The sequence below is a fragment of the Chitinophaga polysaccharea genome (genome assembly GCF_007829335.1).
In the GTDB taxonomy this organism is placed as follows: domain Bacteria; phylum Bacteroidota; class Bacteroidia; order Chitinophagales; family Chitinophagaceae; genus Chitinophaga; species Chitinophaga polysaccharea_B.
On sequence record NZ_VIWO01000002.1, the window covers coordinates 825,298 to 844,807 of the forward strand.

Here is a 19,510-nt window from a genome sequence, read left to right on the forward strand (position 1 = left end):
GATAATGCTATCTAAAAGTTAAAAGTAAATACCGCCATAATCGTTCTAAGTGTCGGAATAGAGCCATCGGTCAAACCACTATTGGTTTCCGGGTCAAGCCCAATCCAATGCGGCGCATAGGTAAATAGGTTATCGGCGCTCAGGGAGCAGCTCATATCGTTGATCCCGTAGCGTTTTGCCAGCGTTGTAAGATTATATGTCAATGCAATTTTCTGCACCTTAATAAAGCTCCGGTCAAAATATTTCACGCCCTTGTAAGCGGCCGCTGTCTGGTAATTAAGACGGGGAAATACGGCGCCGCTATTTGCGGGTGTCCAGTAATCGTATACGATATGATTGATAGACGGATTATTGGCGAATCCATCGTTGTACGGGGTATTACTGCCGGACAGGAAGTGGCCGTTGCCGCCCCACATAGAATACACATATACCATCAGGGAAAGGTCTTTATAGCGAAAGGTGTTGGTAAAACCCCAGGTACATGCTGGTTTGGTATCTCCCAGGAAAACGCGGTCCTTATCTGATGTAATCTTTCCATCGTTGTTAACGTCCAGCAGCTTGTAGGTTCCTGGTAACATCCCGGTCATAATTCCTCCATTATCCTTGTCGGCCTGCTGCCACATGCCAGTTACCTGATAATCATAAATTGTTCCCAGCGTTTTCCCTATAAACAAATTATCTGAAGGCCGATCTGGCTCAATGCCTGTTTTCAGATCCGGTCCATATGCGGTAATCAACTTATTCCAGTTGCGTGCAAATGCGATATTGGAGCTCCAGGTAAAGGTTTTCGATTTTACATTAACAGTATTCAGGTTCACCTCTATCCCCTTATTTCCTATCTTTCCCAGGTTGGTACTAATTGTCGTAAATCCTGATGTAGAAGGCATAGAGAGCGGGAAGATAAGGTTACGTGTAGTTTTATCGTACCAGTCGATGGCCCCGGATATACGATTTCCGAAGACAGCAAAATCAATCCCCAGGTTTATCCCCTGGGTGTATTCCCATTTTAGCTCATTGTTACCCAGGTTGTTTACAAACGAAGTGGTAACAAATGAAGTCCCGTTATAAAAATAAAAGGAATTGCCCATTCTCGCTAATGTACCGTAGGGTGATATAGATTGATTACCATTGGTACCGTAAGATGCTCTCAGCGCCAGGTTATCTATAAAGGTGGCATGCCGCATAAATCGCTCCTGCGACAACTGCCAGTTAGCTCCTGCAGAAGAGAACACCCCATATTTATGGTTTTCGCTAAAGGCGGAATAGCCGTCCCGCCTAACCGTACCCGTTAGGGAGTATTTGTTCTTAAAGCTATAAGTCAACCGGGCCATCTCACCCACGGCTGCGCTTTTGGTACCACCGGTATTCACCGTTTGTGTTTGCCCCGTACTGAGACCGTAAATACCTAATGTTGGATCCGCAAAATTCTCTCCATGCGAGCTTTGGGAAAATAATTTATAATCTTCGGTTGAATACAACAACGTGGCATCAAAACTATGGTCGCCGATTGTTTTATTATACTTTACCAGCTGATCAATCAGTACGTAAGTATTCCGGTCGTAGTAAACATCTCCACTTCCGTTTTTGGGCAATCCAGTTACCGTCTGTGGTCCATAAAACGAGCCTCTTTCATTCCAGTTCTGGGTGATGGAGGTGGTTAAGTTATAAGATAATCCTTCCACCCAGGGCACTTTTATGGTAGCCGTTACAATGCCATTCAGGTTATTCTGCCGGTTATATACCTGGTCAGGGATTTGCCAATACGGACTGTTAAAAGACGTGGTGGTTTGCGGAAACTGCAGGTACTTGCCGTCCTGGCCAATGAGGGAGGCATAAGGACTGAACTGATACGGGCTGCTGGGGCTACCGCCACCACTAATACCATAAATGGTAGCACCGGGATAATCCTTGAGACTGTAATATGCGTTAATGCCCAGTCTAAACCAGTTGGTCAGATCGCTGGAAAGTTTTACTCTCAGTGAATAATGGTTGTACAAATCATTTTTAATTACCCCTTTCTGTTTGATCACATTTCCGGAAATATAGTATTCCGTTTTATCGGTTCTGTTGGAAACGCTGGCGGTTGCGTTCAGCGATTGTCCTGTTTGCCTGAACAGGTTATAAGGGTCCTTTAAGGTGGCCTGGTGATCAGAGGTCGCGTTATAGTTTGTCGCCTCAATCGGTTGCAGATAGGCTGCTATATTATTCGGATCGGCTGTCAAACCATTAGCATCCCTGTAATCAAGTACCCGCTGCAGGTATCCCTTTTCATCGTATACCCGTAAACGTTGCTGTTCATTAACAGCGCCGTAACCAACATTCACATTAAATTTAGGCTTGCCATTGATCCCGGTGCCTCTTTTTGTTTCAATTAAAATAACACCGTTGGCCGACCGGGAACCATACACCGCTGCAGCACTGGCGTCTTTTAACACCGTAAAGCTTTCCACATCGGTGGGTGGTATATCATTCAGTGATCCCCTGAAAATAGCGCCGTCTACCACAATCAACGGGGCAGTGCCAGACCTCATGGTATTTTCGCCTCTGACGGAAATCGAAGCTACTTCGCCTGCCTTGCTGACACCACCGATATTCAAACCGGGAACAATGCCCTTAGCGGTTTCCAGTATATTGTTGACCGGTACATTTTGGTATAACTTCAGATTAGCAGAAGCAACAGACCCGGTGATGGCCTGTTTCTTTTGTGTACCATACCCTACTACTACTATTTCCTGCTTTTCCATCACGTTCCGGATCAATACAATTCTCAATTCTTTTTCTCCTGTAAAGGATACTTCCTGGGTAACCATTCCCAAATAGGAAACCACCAGGATGCCGCTGACGGATGATGCCTGCAAGGAGAAATGCCCATTTTTATTGGTATTGGTTCCCCTGGTAGTTCCTTTCAGCCCTATAGCAGCGCCCTCCAGCGGCCCACCATGCTCATCCACCACCACACCGCTGATATTGACTACAGGCGGGGCTACATGCTGATCGCCCCACTCCTGCTTGCCGGCGTCATTTATAATAATCGTTTTGTCGATAATCGTATAGGAAAAAGGCTGACCGGCCAAACAAAGGTTCAGCGCGTCCCTGATGGGCGTTTGTCGTAAGTCAAGGCTTACTTTTCTGGCTCCCTGGAGTGTTTTACTTTCATACCAGAAATAGAAGCCGGTCTGCTGTTCTATTTTTTTAAATACCGCTTCCAGTGGGGCATTCCGCTCGGCAAGGGTGACATTCTGAGAGAATCCGGTGGCGCTCACTTGCATAGCGCCTACTATCATCAATACGACGGCAAGCTTCATCATACAAAGCATTTTTGTAGCAATACCCCTCTCCTTTTTCCTAAGAGAGCGACTACAAAGAGTAATAAATTTCATAGATTTGTTTGTCCCGGTGCCCCCGGGACAAGGTTTGTGTTAAATAATCAATAGTCTGCGCGACTGTGTTCATTATTTAGCCTAACACTTTGCCGGGTTCCGCGGGAACGGAACCTGGCTTTTCATGAACGTGGCCAGTTGGAATTTTTCAGTTTGTTTTCACCGCATATTATTATTCTTTTGGTTGATACTTTTTTGGTGGATCAGGGCGTAACGACTATTCCCTGCGGGGTTACCCTGAAATGAATTTTACTTTGTTCCAGGATTTTGAGTACGTTGGAAATATTGGTGTTGCGACTGATTTTCCCTGAAAACGCTCTCTCCGGGATCACTCCTTCGTAACTTACTTCAATGTTATACCAACGGCCCAATTCCCGCATGATGGCTTTTATATCTGCGTTTTTAAAATAAAACAAGTTGCTTTTCCAGGCGATTTCGCTCTCTGTATCTACGTCTGCCAGTACAGAAATGTTATTACCGGCAGGGTTTATCCTGGCCTGCTGCCCGGGATTGAGCAAGCGGGAATCATGTCCCTGGTGAATGGACACCACTACTTTTCCTTCCAGCAGCGTAACTTTAGCATCTCCTTCTTCGGGATAACTATTAATATTAAAGTGTGTGCCTAATACCTTTATTTCCGTCACGCCGCTCTTCACGGTAAATGGCATGGAGGTTTGTTTAGCTACCTCCAGGTAAGCCTCTCCGGTTATTTCCACTACCCGTTGGCTACCGGCAAACGCGGTGGGAAAATGTATAGAAGAAGCGGCGTTCAGCCACACTTTCGTACCATCGGATAGCGTTACCTCGTAATGCCCGCCCCGCGGGACGGTAATGGTGTTATACAGTATTTTGGCTGGCGTTCCGTTGGCCGAATACACTAATTGGCCGCTGTCTGGCTTGCTGATGCTTGCAGGTCCCTGCTTTGCGAGTGCTCCAATGCCTGCACTATCCAATCCCACTACATCGCCATTGGCCAGCGTCAGTATAGCTTTGGCGCTGCCGGGCTCAAAGTCTTTGGTAGATATGGATTTAGCCGCGGCAATAGGATTGCTGCTTTTCCTGTTAAAGAAAAGCCAGCAACCAATCCCTATTAAAAAGACGACCGATGCCGCTATGGCCAGCTGGATCCATAGCAGGCGGGGCTGCCCCAGCTTTACTTCCTGGCCGATACGCCTTTCAATATAATGATACACCTCCTGGATTTCTACTGTGTAATCCTGGTCATCCGAACCCGCTTCCAGCTGCCTGTAGAGGATGTCATTGAATGTCGCGGCATCTTCTCCGGATGCAAAGGCATCCATCAGTTGTGCTATCTCTTCTTCCGTACATTTATTATTCAGAAAGCGAATAAATAATTCTCTGGCATTTTCCATTGTTGACAAGCATTCCTATAAAGAATACAACCGAGGGAAAAATTCCCTCTGCTCCGCTAAAAGATTTTTTTCAGTTTTTTTGAGAAAGAAAGCAGGCCTATTTAAGTAATAAATCGCCCGTTCTAAGTGATAACAGCGCCAGGATGATAATCAGTTCCCTGTTTTTGCAGGCGTATTCCTTTAGGAAACGGTTGGCTTTTACAATATGGTCACTAATGGTGGATAGGGAAATGCCCAGCTGTTGACTCACTTCATGATAGCTCTTCCCTTCTATCTTGCATAATTCAAATACCTGCTTCCGTTGCGGTGGAAGTTGGTTGATCGCCATTTGTAGAAATAGCTGTTCTTCGCGTGAAATGACCCCTTCTTCAATATGTAAGTATCCATTGGCAACCCCACCCGCCAGCATTTGCAGTAACGCCCTGTCCCTGGAGGCCTTCACGTAAAAGGTAGACACCATATTCCGGGCGATAGTAAACAGGTAGGATGAAAATGACTTCTCTGTATCGATAGTCGCGCGGTGCTCCCATATTTTTATAAATACTTCCTGGAGAATTTCCTGTGCCACCGTGCGTGATTTGACAAGTTTCAGGATATTTCCGTACAACCTGCCACTATATAAAAAGTAAATTTCTTTAAACGCGACCTCACTACCGGCAGCCATTTGCTCCAATAACTCATTCTCATTATGCCCGGTAGTAATCATTTTGATGATTTTGATTCCGCAATTATCAATCAATGCTGGAATGTTTCCAACGCTTTCAAAAGTAACATATCTCTTAAATTTTTTTAAAGAATGTTTAGAAATTTTAGTCCCCCGGGCATTTGTATGATCCCACAAAAACGATTTTATAATAGCAGTTTCTAATAAACGAAAAAGCCGGCAATGCATACATTGCCGGCCCTTGAAAGCTTCCCTTAATTATTTCTTATCGCTCATTACCGGAACATCCGCCGGTGGGGTTACTTCGCCCAAACTTACAGGGGAATAGGTGATCGCTGTAGCAATGACATTGAGCTTTTTGTTGTCGACTCCCAGCACGAGACCTTTATCTGATGAAAACCCCATTGGACCTGCGCGGAGCGGTAGTGCATCAGTTACCCACAAGGTCATCTCTCCCATCTCTTTACTTTTTATGACCATTTCACGGCAGGGAAATCCTAGTATTTCTTTGGTTCTTTTACCGGTTTCAATTTTTGCTGAGTCCACAGATATGCTTGCCTTCCCAACAGCTTTATATCCTTTCTCCATTGGTATCAACGTCTTCTTACCATTTGCTTCCTGCAACGACCAGCTCTGTCCGGTAGCGGCATCGGTGTAAACAGCTATCTGTCCATCGTTGGTAACGATTTTTACTTTTGCCCCTTCATCCGATGTAATCTCATCCGGATCTTTACGGGATAAACGTGCTTTGCTACCGTTAAAATACAGTACTTCTTTATTCACTACTTTCTCCGGTACCAGGTCTTTATACTGTTGCTGATCGGGTTTCATGGATGCCCGCACGTTCAGGGTAACTTCATAGTCAATTTTACCCTGGCTTTTGTCCTGTGCCATGCCTACGGCTGTAGAGAGGCTCGCCATGGCGAGCAGAAACATCATCTTTTTCATATGCATTATTTATTTTTTGTTTTTGGAAAGTGTCTGAATTTATATACCGCACTGAGTAAAAAATATCTTCCCAGTACGCTGTTCTGCCTATCTTCTATATAACCGCTGCCACTAATACGATTGATGGTGGTATTACGATTGAGGAGGTCCTTCGCTTCCGCCCGCAGGGAGAAAGACTTGCCGATTCCTTTAGTAATAGCGGCATTCACTAATAATATGGTGTTATTATACCCGGCGGCCATACCTAAAGAACTGAAGCCATCTGTTCCGGCTTCCAATGAAATATCCCATGGCAGTGTTACAATGGACTCCACTCCATACATCAGCAGCCAGTTTTTTTCCGGTAGCAGCGGCGTAGCGGAAAACCGGCGCATATTCCAGGCGGCGCTCCCGCGTGCCGACACATTGATGTTATCTCCCAGGTAGTAGTTGAAATTCATATCCGGGGTGATAGACCAGGTACGGTTAATGTTGGGCAGGCTATTCGTAAAAGTGAGACTGCGCACATAGGTAGCGCTGATACCGGCCGTAAGGGAAGAACTATTGTGGCCGATACCAATGCTTTTGCCCACTGCCAGCGACCCGTTAAGATTCCCCGCAACATTCACCGGGATGATTCGTTGCTTACCGCTGGCGGCTTCAATGCTGGTACTGTCCGTTATATCCCTGTTATAGTAGGTAAAATCGGCCCTAGCGTAGATACTATTGCCTCCTGTTGGTTGAAAGTTGCTGAACGATAGTTGTAAATGCTGGCTCTTTTTCTGTTGTAGCAATGGATTCCCCTTTCGTATGTAAAGCGGATCGCTGTTGTCTTCCAGCGGTTGAAGCTGGGCCACAGAAGGGGCTGCTGCGTCCATGTTATACCGGAAGATCAACTTCGTTGTTTTATTTTGCTTCCATTCCGCGTAAGCTTCCGGCAGCCATGCCTGGTAGTTACTCTTCACGTGATAGCCTTTCATATCGGAGTTACCACGAATATTAAACTGGCGCCAGCCGGCTCCCACCGTATATAGCAGGTGTTTGTGATTCCCGGCAAGGGATAATTTGCTGGTATATTGCCAGGAATTTGCGTCGTATATATCGCTCAGCTGTGCATCTGACTCAGTATAATGACCACTGGCATCGCGGTCGCGTACCTGCCGGTTGTACTTCCCCTGGCTGTAGTAAAACATTTGTCCGGCCTGCAGGCTGAAAGCGCGTGATAATGGTTCGGTATACAGCAAGTTAGTGTTTACACTGTACACATCTCCCTTGTCGGTTCGCTGCTGGTCTGTGGTGGTTTGCTTTTCTCCTCCTGGCAGGTTATAGAAATTGCTGGTGTTCCTGTTGTATGTTTCCCCTGTATTATGATAGTACTCCGGCATTACATTCAGCACTACCGTGCGGCCTGGCTTGGCCAGCCGGTGACGCAGGAGTATATCGGTGGTCAGCAACTGCTGTTTGTTATGACTGTTGGTTAACTGCCGTCCTTCATTCAACAACTTTATCCCACCAGCGGTAAAGGACCGGTAGCTGCGATCTTCCTGGTTACTGCCGCCATTGATACTCATATGAGGCGATATTTTCAGCGAAGTGCGGGAATTGAATTTAATGTCCCCGCTCATATCGATGCGCTGGTTGGTATTGTTGCCCGATGTGTTGCCTGCCTGGAGATAGTTATACGCGGTGTCCGGCATTCGGTACTGCCTGGCATAATTATAACTATTGCTGGTACGATTATTATTGTAGAAATAACTGCTGCGCCACTTTAAATTGTCCCAGTCGTTATTGAAGTTTACGCCGCCGAATTTAGTATCCGTCAATCCAATAGGGCGGGCTATTTCAGCGATACTTCCACTATTACCTTCCATCCGCACTCCTTTCATGCGCGACAGCTCTGATAACGCCGCCGGAGGCAGGTTGCTGAGCATGTTCTGATCTTTCATTACCAGCTGCAACAGCTCTGATGCGCTGAATCCCGACTTATTAACGTTGTTCCCTTTGAGTAATCCCGAGAGCTGCATATCGCCGGCAAAGCTGTTAGCGTTGATACCGCCTTCATAGCGGCCATCGGTGCCTATCCCTGCACTGGCATTTCCAAAGAAGCCACGTTTCCGGTTCTTCTTAGTCACCAGGTTGATAGTCTTTGCCTGTTGCCCGTCGGCAACGCCGGTAAATTCAGTCATCTCACTCTGCTTGTCCAGCACCTGTACTTTGTCGATCATATCCGCAGGAAGGTTGCGGGTAGCAACAGAGGGATCGCTGCCAAAAAACTCTTTACCATCTACGAGAACGCGTTGTACTTGTTCTCCTTGGGCCTTGATGGAACCGTCGCGCTCTACTTGTACGCCAGGTAGCTTACGCAGTAGATCTTCCACCACCGCGTTGTCTTTCGTTTTAAATTTCGCTGCATTATATTCTACGGTATCACCTAACATCCGTACCGGTGGGATGTCTTCCTTAATCGTTACTTCCCTGAGCGTTAGCCCCGGGATGAGGGCGATGCTGTCGGGCCATATACCAGGTATGGTTACACGAAGTTGTTGATCCTGGTAGCCCAGGTAATGTATCGTCAGGTAGTATTTACCGTTTGGAATGTTCGTGAAAAATATTTTCCCTTGCTGACTGGCGATGGCAGAGCGGAATGCCACCGTGTCTCCTGTTATACGGAGGCTAACGGAAGCTCCGGCTAGCGGCCGGCCCGTAGCCTTATCCTGCACAAATGTTTGTACCGATGTTTGTGCTGCGACAACACCCGGTAGCAGGCAATATAAAAGTATGAGTAGCGGTAGCATTCTTAGCATAGTCGTTTGCATTAATCTGTTGCAAAGCTATGGGGACGCCTACCGGGAATGGGTTAACGGGTATGTACATAGTCTTAAAGAGTGTTAAAATTTTTCGCTTATACGATGAGTTTAAATCCTCGCGCGCGTACATTGATGATCTGTATATTACTATCGAAACGCAGGTATTTCCGCAGGCGCGTAATGTACACGTCCATGTTGCGGGCGTTAAAAAAACTGTCATCTCCCCACAACTCTATCAGTATATCTTTCCGAGAGGTGATGTTCCCGATATTGTCTGTCAGCATTTTCAACATATCGGCCTCCCGTTGCGACAAACGCTGCATACCATTTCCATGATGAAGCTCCTGGCGGCTATAGTCAAACAGGTATTCTCCCAGGCGACATTGCCCGCTGGCAGACGCCTGCTCTGGCGTATTCATTGTTCTTTTTAACAGGGCATGTATACGGAGTATCAGCTCTTCCATACTAAAGGGCTTTTTGATATAATCATCCGCGCCTACACGAAAACCTTTCAGCACATCCTGTATTTCACTTTTGGCCGTTAGGAATACCAGTGGTATCTTATTATCGATGGTCCTGATTTCCTGCACCAACGTGATACCGTCTTTCTTCGGCATCATCACATCTATCACACAGATAGCTGGTTTGAAGCTGCGGTAAAGCTCCAGTCCCTCTACTCCATTGAAAGCTGTAGCCACGGCAAAGCCTTTCATTTCCAGCGTTTCTGCTACCACGCCGGCTAGTATTTCTTCGTCTTCCACCAACAGCAACCGTATCGGCTCACTCATGACTTTCTTAATTGTATGGTAAATATAGTTCCTTTCCCGGGTGTGCTTTCCGCGCTGATGGATCCCTGCAGGCGTTCTACCAGCTTTTTCACATGGCTTAATCCCAGCCCATGCCCCTTCACTTCGTGAAGGTCGCCATGCGGTACGCGATAGAACCTATCAAAAATATAAGGCAGGTGTTGTTTTTCAATACCGACCCCCTGGTCTTCTATAAAAAAAAGATAGTACAGTTCATTCTCTCTTACCTGCAAAGAGATCCGCTTTTTCCCTGTAATCGTATATTTAATGGCGTTATCCAGCAGGTTGGAAAAAATTGTTTTTAAGGCCACCGGATAAGTATGTAACTGATCTCTGCTGATTTGAATATCCAGTTGGATATCTACGCCCGGCAGGCCAAGAAAACGTTGGGTGACGGCTTTCAGCAGGGCAGTCAGTGAAATATCCTCCCCCGCACCGGTCAAATCGTCATCTCCATCTTCCAGCCTGGTCAGGGCCATAATATTGTCGACCAGCCCCTGTAACTTATGGATTTCATCCTTCCCGAGGCGAAGATAGCGCTCCGTCTTTCCGGCGTCATTCATCCCTCCGAAAGACAGCAATGCCTCATTGGTGGCTCTCAGGATCGCCACTGGCGTTTTCAGCTCATGGGTGATATTACTGATAAAATCATTCTTCATCACTTCCAGCTTCTTTTGCCGGACAATAATCCGCCATAAAGTCCAGATACAGCCAATGATCAGCAATACGAGGAAAAAAGAAAGTACAATAGGCCAAAGGATTTTAAACAGCAACAGGTTATTGATGCCCTCAAAATGTACTACCAGCAACATGTTTTTTTGCTTCCGCACCACGGGCAACGTCACAAATCCTGTCTGCTGACCTGTTGGCGCAAAAGAGATGCTGAAAGGTAATGTAATGTGCCTGTTTTCCAGTTCTTTCCTGTAATTAACGGCTAACAGTGCGGTATCTATTTCCACCAGGTTGGACAAGGAAAATACGTTGGCAATCAGCTTTGTTACATTCAGACCGGTGCTCTCTGGTTGGATTTCTCTTTCGATAAGGGTATCCCTTCCTTCAACCTCAGCTTCGTGTGAAATGACCTTAATGCCAGGCTGGGACCGGGCTCTGGTGAGCAGCGAATCGAACATCCTGCTATCTCCCCTGTTGATACTTACACTGCTACTCACGCTGAACTGCCGATTGCCGTATTGCTTTTCGCCGGGGTTAAGCGTCTTCACCGATTCTACCAACGTCACATCATGGGCCTTTTGCAGGGCGTCTGACGCTATCTGCCGGAAACTGGTTTCCTGGCTGATATAGGACGTGCGTAACCAGTACAGCTGAAAAGTCAGTACAGCCAATGCGGTGGGAATAACGATCCACCAGATACGCCGGATAATAGTGTCCATTTAGCAAATGTAGTGGATGCCGGGGAGGGTGAAAAGGAATTTTAACAGTGATTAACAGTTTTGCAAGAAACATTAAGAGTAGGTGGCTCCTGTAAGCAATGACGCGTTTTTCTAAGCAGCTACCTAGTTAAAACCCTCCTGTAGTCGCGCAGTTCATAATCTTACAATAGTTGCTCTTAGACAAGCGTGATACATTTCTTTGAATTGTATCACGCCGGTATCCCCAATTGAAACACATCCAACTGTTGGTGGCCTAAAGAGCGAAAAAAACTTAGGATATAACCGACCAGGAGGAAAACTGACACTTTCCTCCTGGTTCATATTACCCGTTCAGCACTACTTTCTTCATATCGCATGGTGTAATTATACCAGTCCAGGTGACCAGCAGCCATCCACTCCAAGCCTTGTATATATTCTTCTACTGCCTGTTGCCAAACTCCAAAATCCGGCAAGGATGACCGTATCGTCATGAACGCCTGTATGTCATGATCATGTTGTGCGATAGTAGCTTCAATCGCCTCTTCCAAAGAACACTTATTTGCATGTTGGATAATTAACACCAGGTTCGTAGCTTCAAGCCCCCGCTCCCTCGCAAGGGAAAGGCAGTCATTTGACCAGGCAGTGAAACGGTTGGTAAGTAAAATTAAACGTTGTATATCGGGATGGTCCAGTACAAACGGCGGCAATATCCGGTTCATGGCAATTTCCAGCAGGTCTGTCACCGCAAACATGGCCGATGTGCGTGTCCTCAACACCATATACGATTCTACAGAAGGATAGGCAATGAGCTTGCCATGATTATAGGATTGCTCGTCCTCCATGGCCTTGAAATAATCCGCCATATGTTCAATGAACCGTTTCCTCCAGACAGGGGTAACATATGAGACCAACTCTGAAGAGAAAAGCGCTAGTTGCTTCATTATTTCATTATTTCTGACAACCGATTCCCCTTCCAATATCGCCAACGCTTCCTGCGATATCTGGCGAAGCTCCCCGGGGGACCAGGGGCCAAAAAAATCATCATGAGCAAAAATCCATAGGAAAAACCGACTAAGAGGTATCAGCCGGTCCAAACTGGCCTGCGGAAAGAACCGGGGGCCCAGGCCGCCAAAGCGGGAGTGTCTATACCTGTTCAGCAAAGCTTTCGGCAAACAGGTATATTCCTCTATCCATTTCTGTACTTCGTTTTCAACAAAAGGAGCATGTGGACTGACACTGCAGGGAAAAGGATAGCGTAGTCTGAGGATTAGTTGGGTTTTCATAAGAGATGATTATCTCTAAACTTAAAACCTTCCACTGCGATAATTATGCAGTTTCTGATCTCCCGATATCTGCACATAGAAAGCGTGATACATCCAAAAGGAATGTATCACGCTTCGCGATTTTCAAATGAACATACGCCGTAATTAATTATTCTGCTTTTGCCGCCTTTTTGGCCTTGGGCTTAGGTGCAGCTTTGGGCTTAGGCTCAGGTTTGGAGTTCTGTAGAGCCGCTTGCTTAAAGTACCAATCCTGCCATACATCCGTCGTTTTCAGCCCATGATAGGCATCTGCCATGGATGGACTGCTCTGTAAGATATACCTCCACCGGTAATGGTCGTATACATCCATTACGTGTACAACATAAGCGTTTGCCAGTTCTTTGTTGCCTTTAATGATCAGCAGGTTTTCATCATTGGCGTAAGATGCCTTGTAGCCTAAATTGTGGCTGCCGGTAATCACTACCGGATTGTCGCCGTAGGCGTCAATTACCACGATTTTATCGTGAATGATAGCATGCGCAAAATTGGAGGCCTTCAACAATTCCTGTTCCCAGTAAGAAAACTGGTCTTTGATATTTGACGCAGCCACCACAGTATCTATCTTATTTGATTCGCTGGCCAGCAAACTGGTATTGTAGTCGTTGACAGCCTTGGCATCGGTAGCGGCGCCACGGATATATAACTTAGGGTTAGCCTGTTGAATTTCCAACGCCTTGGTTAATATGCTGGGCGAGCCGGGTTGGAAAGCGAGGAATTGAATGGACTTCTGCGCTTTTTCCATCAGCTCAAACACCTCTGCCATATCACCAGGTGCTGCCGGGTTGCTGGCAGGCTTTGTTTTCTTGGTGGTATTCGGAGAAAACCAGCAATCAATTTTTGTTGGAGCGATGTTAACAGGATGTACTTCGTCATTGTTTGTCCGGAAGTCAGCGCTTTGTTCGGCATCATCAGCCTTCAGTGCTTTCCAGTAATCCAGGTAGCTTTTAGCTAATTCAGGTGAGGTAATGAGAATAGCATTGTTAGTTTGTGCACACATGCCGGTATATGTCCAGTTGGTGCTTCCCGATAATACCTTTTCTGCTTTTCCCTGGCTATTTACATACACCAGGAATTTATTATGGCCGATATGCCCGTTGCCCAATATCCTGTCGGTAATATCGATACCGGCATCGTGCAATCTTCTACGGGAAGACCTTTGATCTTCCGGAAGGTTGTCTTCATTTGTGTTGGGATCATCGTCGCCATTAGCGCCGGCATTCGACAAGATGATATGTAATTTCTTCCCAAGGCTTAATAAGCCATCTATGAGCTCCGGATCATTCAGCTCATACAACGCCGCATAGCACTCCCCTCCTTTTGTTTTCACTTCCTGGATGATTTCCATCAGGGCATCTTTAATCTGTCCCATCAGGCGATTCCGCAATTCATTACCCGGTGTTTGAATGCTGGTCATCAATTTAGGACTGCTGGGGGTATGATTAGGCCCCTCAATGGCGTGCGACACCGATTGGGTGGAAATAATCCCCCTGTTGAAATAAGCTTTGATGTTGCCGCTGCCGGGCGATAGGGTCACTTCATTGGTATGCAGATGCAGCGATTTATCTGCTATCTGTTTCAGGTTTCCGGGAGTACCTACCATGGGAATAACGTTGTAGCTGTAAGTCTTTCCCCTGGTAGCCGTAAAATCACGCCAGTTAAATTTCTGAACAGGCCAGATACTCGTGTCCTGCGCCTTCCATTGTTCGTTTTTCTGGTTTTCAAAACCTACCCAGGCCGGGAGTATAGTAGCTACTCCAGTAGCTTTGTCGATCCGTTCCAGGCAAAAACCCAGGCATTGGGGAATTTTCTGATCATAGGACCATCTGATAAACGCCAGGTCATTATTGGCGTAAGCTTGTGCGTACATAAAAGAAATTTTAAGGAGTTAATAAATCGAATGATGATCATCAGGATATGACATACGAATCACGGACAGGTATTTCCTATCAGTTTAGGTATAATGCTTAGTAAGCTCAGGATTACATTGGGGCTTATGTAGACTGGTTTTTTGAGGTGATGACTGCTTGCTCCTTCCAGTGATGCTATATTTTATCCGTTTTACGACAAATCCGTATCTATGGTATAGCAGATTGATACTGGCACCAATTTATAACTAATTAGTGAAATGGCACATTAATTTTTAAGAGAAGGGCAATGAAGATGATTAATCGCTTCTCTTCATCAAAGAAATTGATATTCAATAATATCGGTCATAAATATTATTTTTTTCCATAAAAAATCTTACCTTAGCATGCAATATTGAGCCCCATCCTTCACCCTGTCAGTCGTCGTCTTTGACTTGATCTATTATTTATTATTATAAAAACAATTTTTATGAGAACGATGTATCTTTTCGTATCGATTGCTTTTTTGGTAGCCTGTACTTCCAGCCCCAACAAATCAGCAACGGAAGCTGTAAAGACAACCGGTTCTGAGTTGGCAAAACAGGAAGTCCTGAAGTATCCGTACATGGCGGCTTATTCTTCAGATTTTGAGATCGGTCCTGCAAAAAATGCACTAACACTGCTTGAATTGTACCAAAACTGGGACAACAATACCCTCGACAATTCAAGGAATTCTTTCGCGGAAAATGACACCATGTTTTTTGCAGATGGTAGTATGTTTGCCGGTAATCGGGACAGTCTCTTTGTTATTGCCAAGAAGATGAGAGGACAGATGGGCACTGTGGTTGATTCTATTCATGCCTGGGTACCTCTCAGAAGCAAGGACAAAAAGGAAAACTGGGTAATCATATGGACCAGGGAGATTTCAACAGACGCCAAAGGCAAAAAGGCAGCCAGGGAACTGCAGGAAACATGGCGATTTGATGAAAATGGGAAAGTGAATCTGATGTATCAATACGCCCAGCTTCCACCTAAAATGCCGCCAATGATGAAGAAATAGGATATCATGGCTTACCATATAAGCACCAGGCCCGGCAAAGTATGTTGCCGGGCTTTTTATATGCCTGTATATGAACCAAAGTTCATTTAACATTGCTATTCCAACCTCTCAAATCAAATACAAATGATAGTTTGCTATCCTACCCGACTAGTCATCGCGATTTTATTGGCGGCTCTTTTCTTTCTTTTACTACCCCCCTGTATGGGATACGCCCTGGTCATCTGAAACCACCTGGTTCGGCAGTGGCAGTGGCGCCAGTCCATGGTTTACGATACCTTCCTGGCAGCCGGTGGTGGCTTGTTCTTCAAATGGTAAGATCTCCTGTCACCACCTCACCTGCACGTTTGTAGCTGGCTATGATCACTCCTTTTGAGGTTACCAGGCTTTCTGTTAACGTAAATGCTGCCGGGATAGCGCCATTATCGAACAGCTTCTTTCCTTCGCCAAGCACCAACGGGTAAATTTTTAGCCGGAGCTCATCTACCAGGTCATGTTTCAACAACAGCTGAATGAGCTGACTACTGCCCCATACCTGGATGTCTGCACCATCAGAATGTTTCAGCTTTTCGATATCTGCCGGATTTTTGAGAACCACGGTATTTTTCCAGTCTGATTCCCCGATGGTCTGCGACAGGACGTATTTGGTGCCTTCATTGATGCCAGGCCAAAAGTCGGCATGGTGAGGCCAGTAGGCAGCAAAAATATCAAACGTTTTTCTACCCAACAGATAATCCGTCTGCTTCAACTCCTCCATCATGACTTTGCCGAAATCCTCGTCGCCATAAGATGCCGTCCAGCCGCCATATTTGAAGCCGCCTGCTGTATCTTCCTGTGGGCCGCCGGGAGCCTGCATCACACCATCCAGCGTAATCATCGACAATACAATTATTTTTCTCATGTTATTCGCTTTTTGCCAGTTAAGATAAAAGTGATTATGCGATACCGTTATTTTAGAAAATCGTTCAGGTAGTGCAGTATGGTGGTTGTCTGCATCATCAGGGTAACATGGCTTTGTCCGGGAACAATGGCCAATTGCGATGCCGGCATTTTGCCCATATCCGCAGCAACAGCGCCTCCCAATAATTGATATGTTTTTATCAGCTCAATTTTATCCAGCCCGTCATTGTCGCCGGATATGATTAACACCGGTGCCGCAATCTTCGAAATATTGGCATCCCCAAAGTCAAATGGTACAGCGGCGGAAGCAATCATCTGCTCCAGGAATTTTGTCCATTTTGTTTTATCGGGAGCTACTGCATCGTATGCCGTTTGCATAGGCGTGTTGGTAAAAAGTGCTGGCTTCATTTGCTTAAACGCACTGTTTATTTCAGGGAGCCAGCCGCTGCTTTTATAGGTAGCAGAAATGATGACTAATTTTCTTAACCGTTTAGGGCTTTGTATCGCAAATTTGTATGCCACTGCGCCACCAAAACTATATCCTGCAACATCCGCGCTGTCAATCTTCAGGTAATCCATTACGCCTTCCACATCACTGGCCAAAGTAGCATGCGATAATTTTCTTTCGGAAAACGGCGTATGCCCATGTCCCTGCAATTCGATGGCAATTACCTTCCTGGTTTTTGACAGCTCAGGGATCAATTGGCTCCAGTTGGTACCAATTGTCATAAAAGCGCCGTGTAGCAAAATGAGGGGCGTGCCCTCGCCATATACTTCATAATAAACGTTGAGACCATTAACAGGTGCGTAGCCACTTTGAGAAGGTTTGATTTGTCCGTTCGATTGCGATGCTGTAAACATAATGATGGCAATTAATAATATTGATTTAAGAGGATGGAATAAATTTTTCATGACGCTATTTAAATTTTAGTTTGAATTTCTTTGACAACACAAAGATGAAACTCATTTCAGAATTTGACCCGGTGCAAAAGCGTCAACTTGAGGGGTGAATTCCGTCAAAAATCCCCGGAATCTCGTATATTTATTTAACCAGTCACTTATTCGATATACTATGTTACAGGAAAATAAAAACCATCAATCTACGCCTGCCTCCCCTGCTGCAACACCTACCCAGCATCTGTTGGGAGTGGCCATGCCCGCGGTTCAGCCGCTTCAGAAAAAACGGAGTACTCTCCAGGAGGATGAACCCGTTCAAATGAAAGCTCTTTCAGATGAGCCTGCCAGGGCGACAGTAAAACCATTTCAGCTAAAGGCAAATAATTCGGAGCTTCCGGATCAGTTAAAAACGGGGATTGAAAACCTCTCCGGTTTTTCCATGGACGATGTGAAAGTGCACTACAACTCCGATAAACCAGCTCAGCTACAGGCTTTCGCCTATGCACAGGGCAATGATATACATATCGGACCAGGGCAGGAAAAGCATTTGCCGCATGAAGCCTGGCATGTGGTGCAGCAAAAGCAGGGAAGGGTAGCCGCCAATTTACAGATGAAAGGCGCTATGATCAATGATGACTCATCGCTTGAAAAAGAAGCGGATACGATGGGAGAAAAGGCCGTTGGACTAAATGGCGCCGGCAAAGGCTAAACTGGAAGCCGGTTCTCCGGACGGAATAGAAGGTCTAAAGGACGCTAAATTTGATTATTTAAATGCCAGAAAATTATGTGGTCGTACCTCTACTGGTACTATGAGATACGGGGCAACGCAACTTATAACCAAAAAATATTAACGAGCGAGGTGCTTAATGTGTTGGAAAACACGGGGAAATTGTGCCGGACGGCCCATCAGCAATTCAGTAACCTGGAAAATTTCCCATGGATTAACATTGTTGCAGTCCATTCAAAAGATGGTAATTATGGCAGGGATGAGGATTTTAACAGTGAGTGGGTGAATTTAATTGCTGTCGTTGGATCGAAATCCAATCCTGAAAATGAAGCCTTGTACGTCACCCTGCTCACCCAGATTGCTGAAAACATACATTGGGAATTAATATTGGCGGGAGGTGATGATCACAATGAAAATATTGTTCTAAGGGAAAAATCAATAGCACAATAAATTAAAAAAGCGTGATTCATTCTTTCAAATGATATCACGCTTCTGAATTTTATGGAGCGTAAATTATCCTGCCTATTTTAAAAAATCCTTCTTCTGGTACGCAGGATGGGGATACTTATAAAACCCTTCTCCTGTGGCAACCCCCAGCTTATTCTTGTCTATAAACTGTGTTTTCAGGTACTCAACTATTTTCAATTTTAAAGGATCCTGTGTTTTCTCTGCCATCATTTTATTGATGTTGTAAGCAGTTGTGATACCAACAACGTCAAGAATAGCGAAGGGGCCCATTGGTGCACCAGTTGCAATCATCCACGTTTTGTCTATCGTGGCTGCATCAGCTACCTCTCCTACCAATAAATTGGTAGCTGCACTCAACAAGGGAACCAACAGTGAATTAAGAATATACCCGGGCTGTTCTTTATAGAGAGGCAAAGCCACCATACCGATCGCCGTTGCGAACTGCACTAAATCATCGAAAACCGCCTTATCTGTGCCAGCATGGCCCATTACCTCAGCGGTATTTTGCTTCCAGATATTATTGGCAAAATGAAGTGCCGCAAATTTCTCCGGGCGGCCTGTTGCTTCTGCAAACTGGCTCGGCAATAAGGTAGAAGAGTTAGTGGCAAACACGGTCTTTGCCGGAGCCACCTTTGAAAGTTTTTGATAGAAATCGATCTTGATCTGTGGATTTTCCGGCACCGCTTCGATAAGTAAGTCAGCATCTTTTACCGCCGCTGCCAGGTCAGCACTATAATGGAGATGCTGATAAGCGGCGTCCAATTGATCCTGTGAAGCACCCAGGTCGTTTTTGAACACTTCGCTCATGGTCCCGAATTTAGCTTTCGCTTTTTCTAAAATCTCATCATTAATATCGTACACGGTTACGTCAAATCCATGGAAGGCAGATTGAAAAGCTATCTGATAGCCCAAAACACCGCTTCCCGCTATAGTAATTTTTTTGAAATTCATAAACCTTATGATTTTAA

General features: G+C 45.6%; 15 protein-coding genes. 3 read left to right on the forward strand and 12 right to left on the reverse strand.

Annotated features, from left to right (window positions below; all coding sequences use genetic code 11):
- Nucleotides 1-11: 11 nt before the first annotated feature.
- The 9 genes from FHW36_RS11430 to FHW36_RS11470 form a co-directional block, all read right to left on the reverse strand.
- Nucleotides 12-3,308 (reverse strand): SusC/RagA family TonB-linked outer membrane protein, encoded by a 3,297-nt coding sequence (locus tag FHW36_RS11430; protein WP_186452388.1) that lies wholly within the window; start codon nt 3,306-3,308, stop codon nt 12-14.
- A 275-nt stretch (nt 3,309-3,583) separates the two neighbouring features.
- Nucleotides 3,584-4,753 (reverse strand): FecR family protein, encoded by a 1,170-nt coding sequence (locus tag FHW36_RS11435; RefSeq protein ID WP_145667485.1) that lies wholly within the window; start codon nt 4,751-4,753, stop codon nt 3,584-3,586.
- A gap of 97 nt (nt 4,754-4,850) precedes the next feature.
- A complete protein-coding gene (locus FHW36_RS11440; protein WP_186452389.1) occupies nt 4,851-5,459 on the reverse strand; it encodes an RNA polymerase sigma factor in 609 nt (202 codons plus the stop codon).
- A 216-nt stretch (nt 5,460-5,675) separates the two neighbouring features.
- On the reverse strand, nt 5,676-6,365 hold the full coding sequence (locus FHW36_RS11445; protein ID WP_145667490.1) for a hypothetical protein: 690 nt from the start codon (nt 6,363-6,365) through the stop codon (nt 5,676-5,678).
- A gap of 5 nt (nt 6,366-6,370) precedes the next feature.
- Entirely contained in the window at nt 6,371-9,148 is a 2,778-nt protein-coding gene (locus FHW36_RS11450; RefSeq protein ID WP_186452390.1) for an outer membrane beta-barrel protein, read from the reverse strand.
- Between the two features lie 98 nt (nt 9,149-9,246).
- Entirely contained in the window at nt 9,247-9,939 is a 693-nt protein-coding gene (locus tag FHW36_RS11455; protein WP_145667495.1) for a response regulator transcription factor, read from the reverse strand.
- Nucleotides 9,936-11,348, reverse strand: coding sequence for a sensor histidine kinase (locus tag FHW36_RS11460; RefSeq protein ID WP_145667498.1), 1,413 nt, complete (start codon nt 11,346-11,348; stop codon nt 9,936-9,938). Before FHW36_RS11460 ends, FHW36_RS11455 begins: the two co-directional genes overlap by 4 nt.
- Before the next feature lie 317 nt (nt 11,349-11,665).
- Nucleotides 11,666-12,610 carry a terpene synthase family protein gene (locus tag FHW36_RS11465; RefSeq protein WP_145667501.1) on the reverse strand — a complete coding sequence of 315 codons (945 nt, stop codon included), beginning with the start codon at nt 12,608-12,610 and terminating at the stop codon, nt 11,666-11,668.
- Nucleotides 12,611-12,758: 148 nt separating this feature from the next.
- Nucleotides 12,759-14,516, reverse strand: a complete 1,758-nt coding sequence (locus FHW36_RS11470; RefSeq protein WP_145667504.1) for a phospholipase D-like domain-containing protein — start codon at nt 14,514-14,516, stop codon at nt 12,759-12,761.
- 467 nt (nt 14,517-14,983) lie between these two features.
- Between FHW36_RS11470 and FHW36_RS11475 the strand changes: the two genes are divergently transcribed.
- The gene (locus tag FHW36_RS11475; RefSeq protein ID WP_145667507.1) at nt 14,984-15,553 is read left to right on the forward strand and encodes a hypothetical protein; all 570 of its coding nucleotides are present in this window, start codon (nt 14,984-14,986) and stop codon (nt 15,551-15,553) included.
- 304 nt (nt 15,554-15,857) lie between these two features.
- Here the strand turns inward: FHW36_RS11475 and FHW36_RS11480 are convergent, their stop codons facing one another.
- Nucleotides 15,858-16,451 carry a dihydrofolate reductase family protein gene (locus tag FHW36_RS11480; RefSeq protein ID WP_145667509.1) on the reverse strand — a complete coding sequence of 198 codons (594 nt, stop codon included), beginning with the start codon at nt 16,449-16,451 and terminating at the stop codon, nt 15,858-15,860.
- Nucleotides 16,452-16,498: 47 nt separating this feature from the next.
- On the reverse strand, nt 16,499-17,362 hold the full coding sequence (locus FHW36_RS11485; protein ID WP_145667512.1) for an alpha/beta fold hydrolase: 864 nt from the start codon (nt 17,360-17,362) through the stop codon (nt 16,499-16,501).
- A 160-nt stretch (nt 17,363-17,522) separates the two neighbouring features.
- Between FHW36_RS11485 and FHW36_RS11490 the strand changes: the two genes are divergently transcribed.
- Nucleotides 17,523-18,056 carry an eCIS core domain-containing protein gene (locus tag FHW36_RS11490; protein WP_145667515.1) on the forward strand — a complete coding sequence of 178 codons (534 nt, stop codon included), beginning with the start codon at nt 17,523-17,525 and terminating at the stop codon, nt 18,054-18,056.
- A 75-nt stretch (nt 18,057-18,131) separates the two neighbouring features.
- Nucleotides 18,132-18,524, forward strand: coding sequence for a hypothetical protein (locus tag FHW36_RS11495; RefSeq protein WP_145667519.1), 393 nt, complete (start codon nt 18,132-18,134; stop codon nt 18,522-18,524).
- A 72-nt stretch (nt 18,525-18,596) separates the two neighbouring features.
- Here FHW36_RS11495 and FHW36_RS11500 read toward each other — a convergent pair whose 3' ends face one another.
- Nucleotides 18,597-19,493: a 3-hydroxyacyl-CoA dehydrogenase gene (locus tag FHW36_RS11500; RefSeq protein ID WP_145667522.1), complete on the reverse strand. Its 897-nt coding sequence runs from the start codon at nt 19,491-19,493 to the stop codon at nt 18,597-18,599.
- Between the last annotated feature and the right edge of the window lie 17 nt (nt 19,494-19,510).

What these genes read in the sequence shown, in the direction of transcription:
- FHW36_RS11430 (WP_186452388.1), bottom strand. Translation starts at nt 3,308, where the DNA reads ATGATGAAGCTTGCCGTCGTATTGATGATAGTAGGCGCTATGCAAGTG.
- FHW36_RS11435 (WP_145667485.1), bottom strand. Translation starts at nt 4,753, where the DNA reads ATGGAAAATGCCAGAGAATTATTTATTCGCTTTCTGAATAATAAATGT.
- FHW36_RS11440 (WP_186452389.1), bottom strand. Translation starts at nt 5,459, where the DNA reads ATGATTACTACCGGGCATAATGAGAATGAGTTATTGGAGCAAATGGCT.
- FHW36_RS11445 (WP_145667490.1), bottom strand. Translation starts at nt 6,365, where the DNA reads ATGAAAAAGATGATGTTTCTGCTCGCCATGGCGAGCCTCTCTACAGCC.
- FHW36_RS11450 (WP_186452390.1), bottom strand. Translation starts at nt 9,148, where the DNA reads ATGCTAAGAATGCTACCGCTACTCATACTTTTATATTGCCTGCTACCG.
- FHW36_RS11455 (WP_145667495.1), bottom strand. Translation starts at nt 9,939, where the DNA reads ATGAGTGAGCCGATACGGTTGCTGTTGGTGGAAGACGAAGAAATACTA.
- FHW36_RS11460 (WP_145667498.1), bottom strand. Translation starts at nt 11,348, where the DNA reads ATGGACACTATTATCCGGCGTATCTGGTGGATCGTTATTCCCACCGCA.
- FHW36_RS11465 (WP_145667501.1), bottom strand. Translation starts at nt 12,610, where the DNA reads ATGAAAACCCAACTAATCCTCAGACTACGCTATCCTTTTCCCTGCAGT.
- FHW36_RS11470 (WP_145667504.1), bottom strand. Translation starts at nt 14,516, where the DNA reads ATGTACGCACAAGCTTACGCCAATAATGACCTGGCGTTTATCAGATGG.
- FHW36_RS11475 (WP_145667507.1), top strand. Translation starts at nt 14,984, where the DNA reads ATGAGAACGATGTATCTTTTCGTATCGATTGCTTTTTTGGTAGCCTGT.
- FHW36_RS11480 (WP_145667509.1), bottom strand. Translation starts at nt 16,451, where the DNA reads ATGAGAAAAATAATTGTATTGTCGATGATTACGCTGGATGGTGTGATG.
- FHW36_RS11485 (WP_145667512.1), bottom strand. Translation starts at nt 17,362, where the DNA reads ATGAAAAATTTATTCCATCCTCTTAAATCAATATTATTAATTGCCATC.
- FHW36_RS11490 (WP_145667515.1), top strand. Translation starts at nt 17,523, where the DNA reads ATGTTACAGGAAAATAAAAACCATCAATCTACGCCTGCCTCCCCTGCT.
- FHW36_RS11495 (WP_145667519.1), top strand. Translation starts at nt 18,132, where the DNA reads ATGTGGTCGTACCTCTACTGGTACTATGAGATACGGGGCAACGCAACT.
- FHW36_RS11500 (WP_145667522.1), bottom strand. Translation starts at nt 19,493, where the DNA reads ATGAATTTCAAAAAAATTACTATAGCGGGAAGCGGTGTTTTGGGCTAT.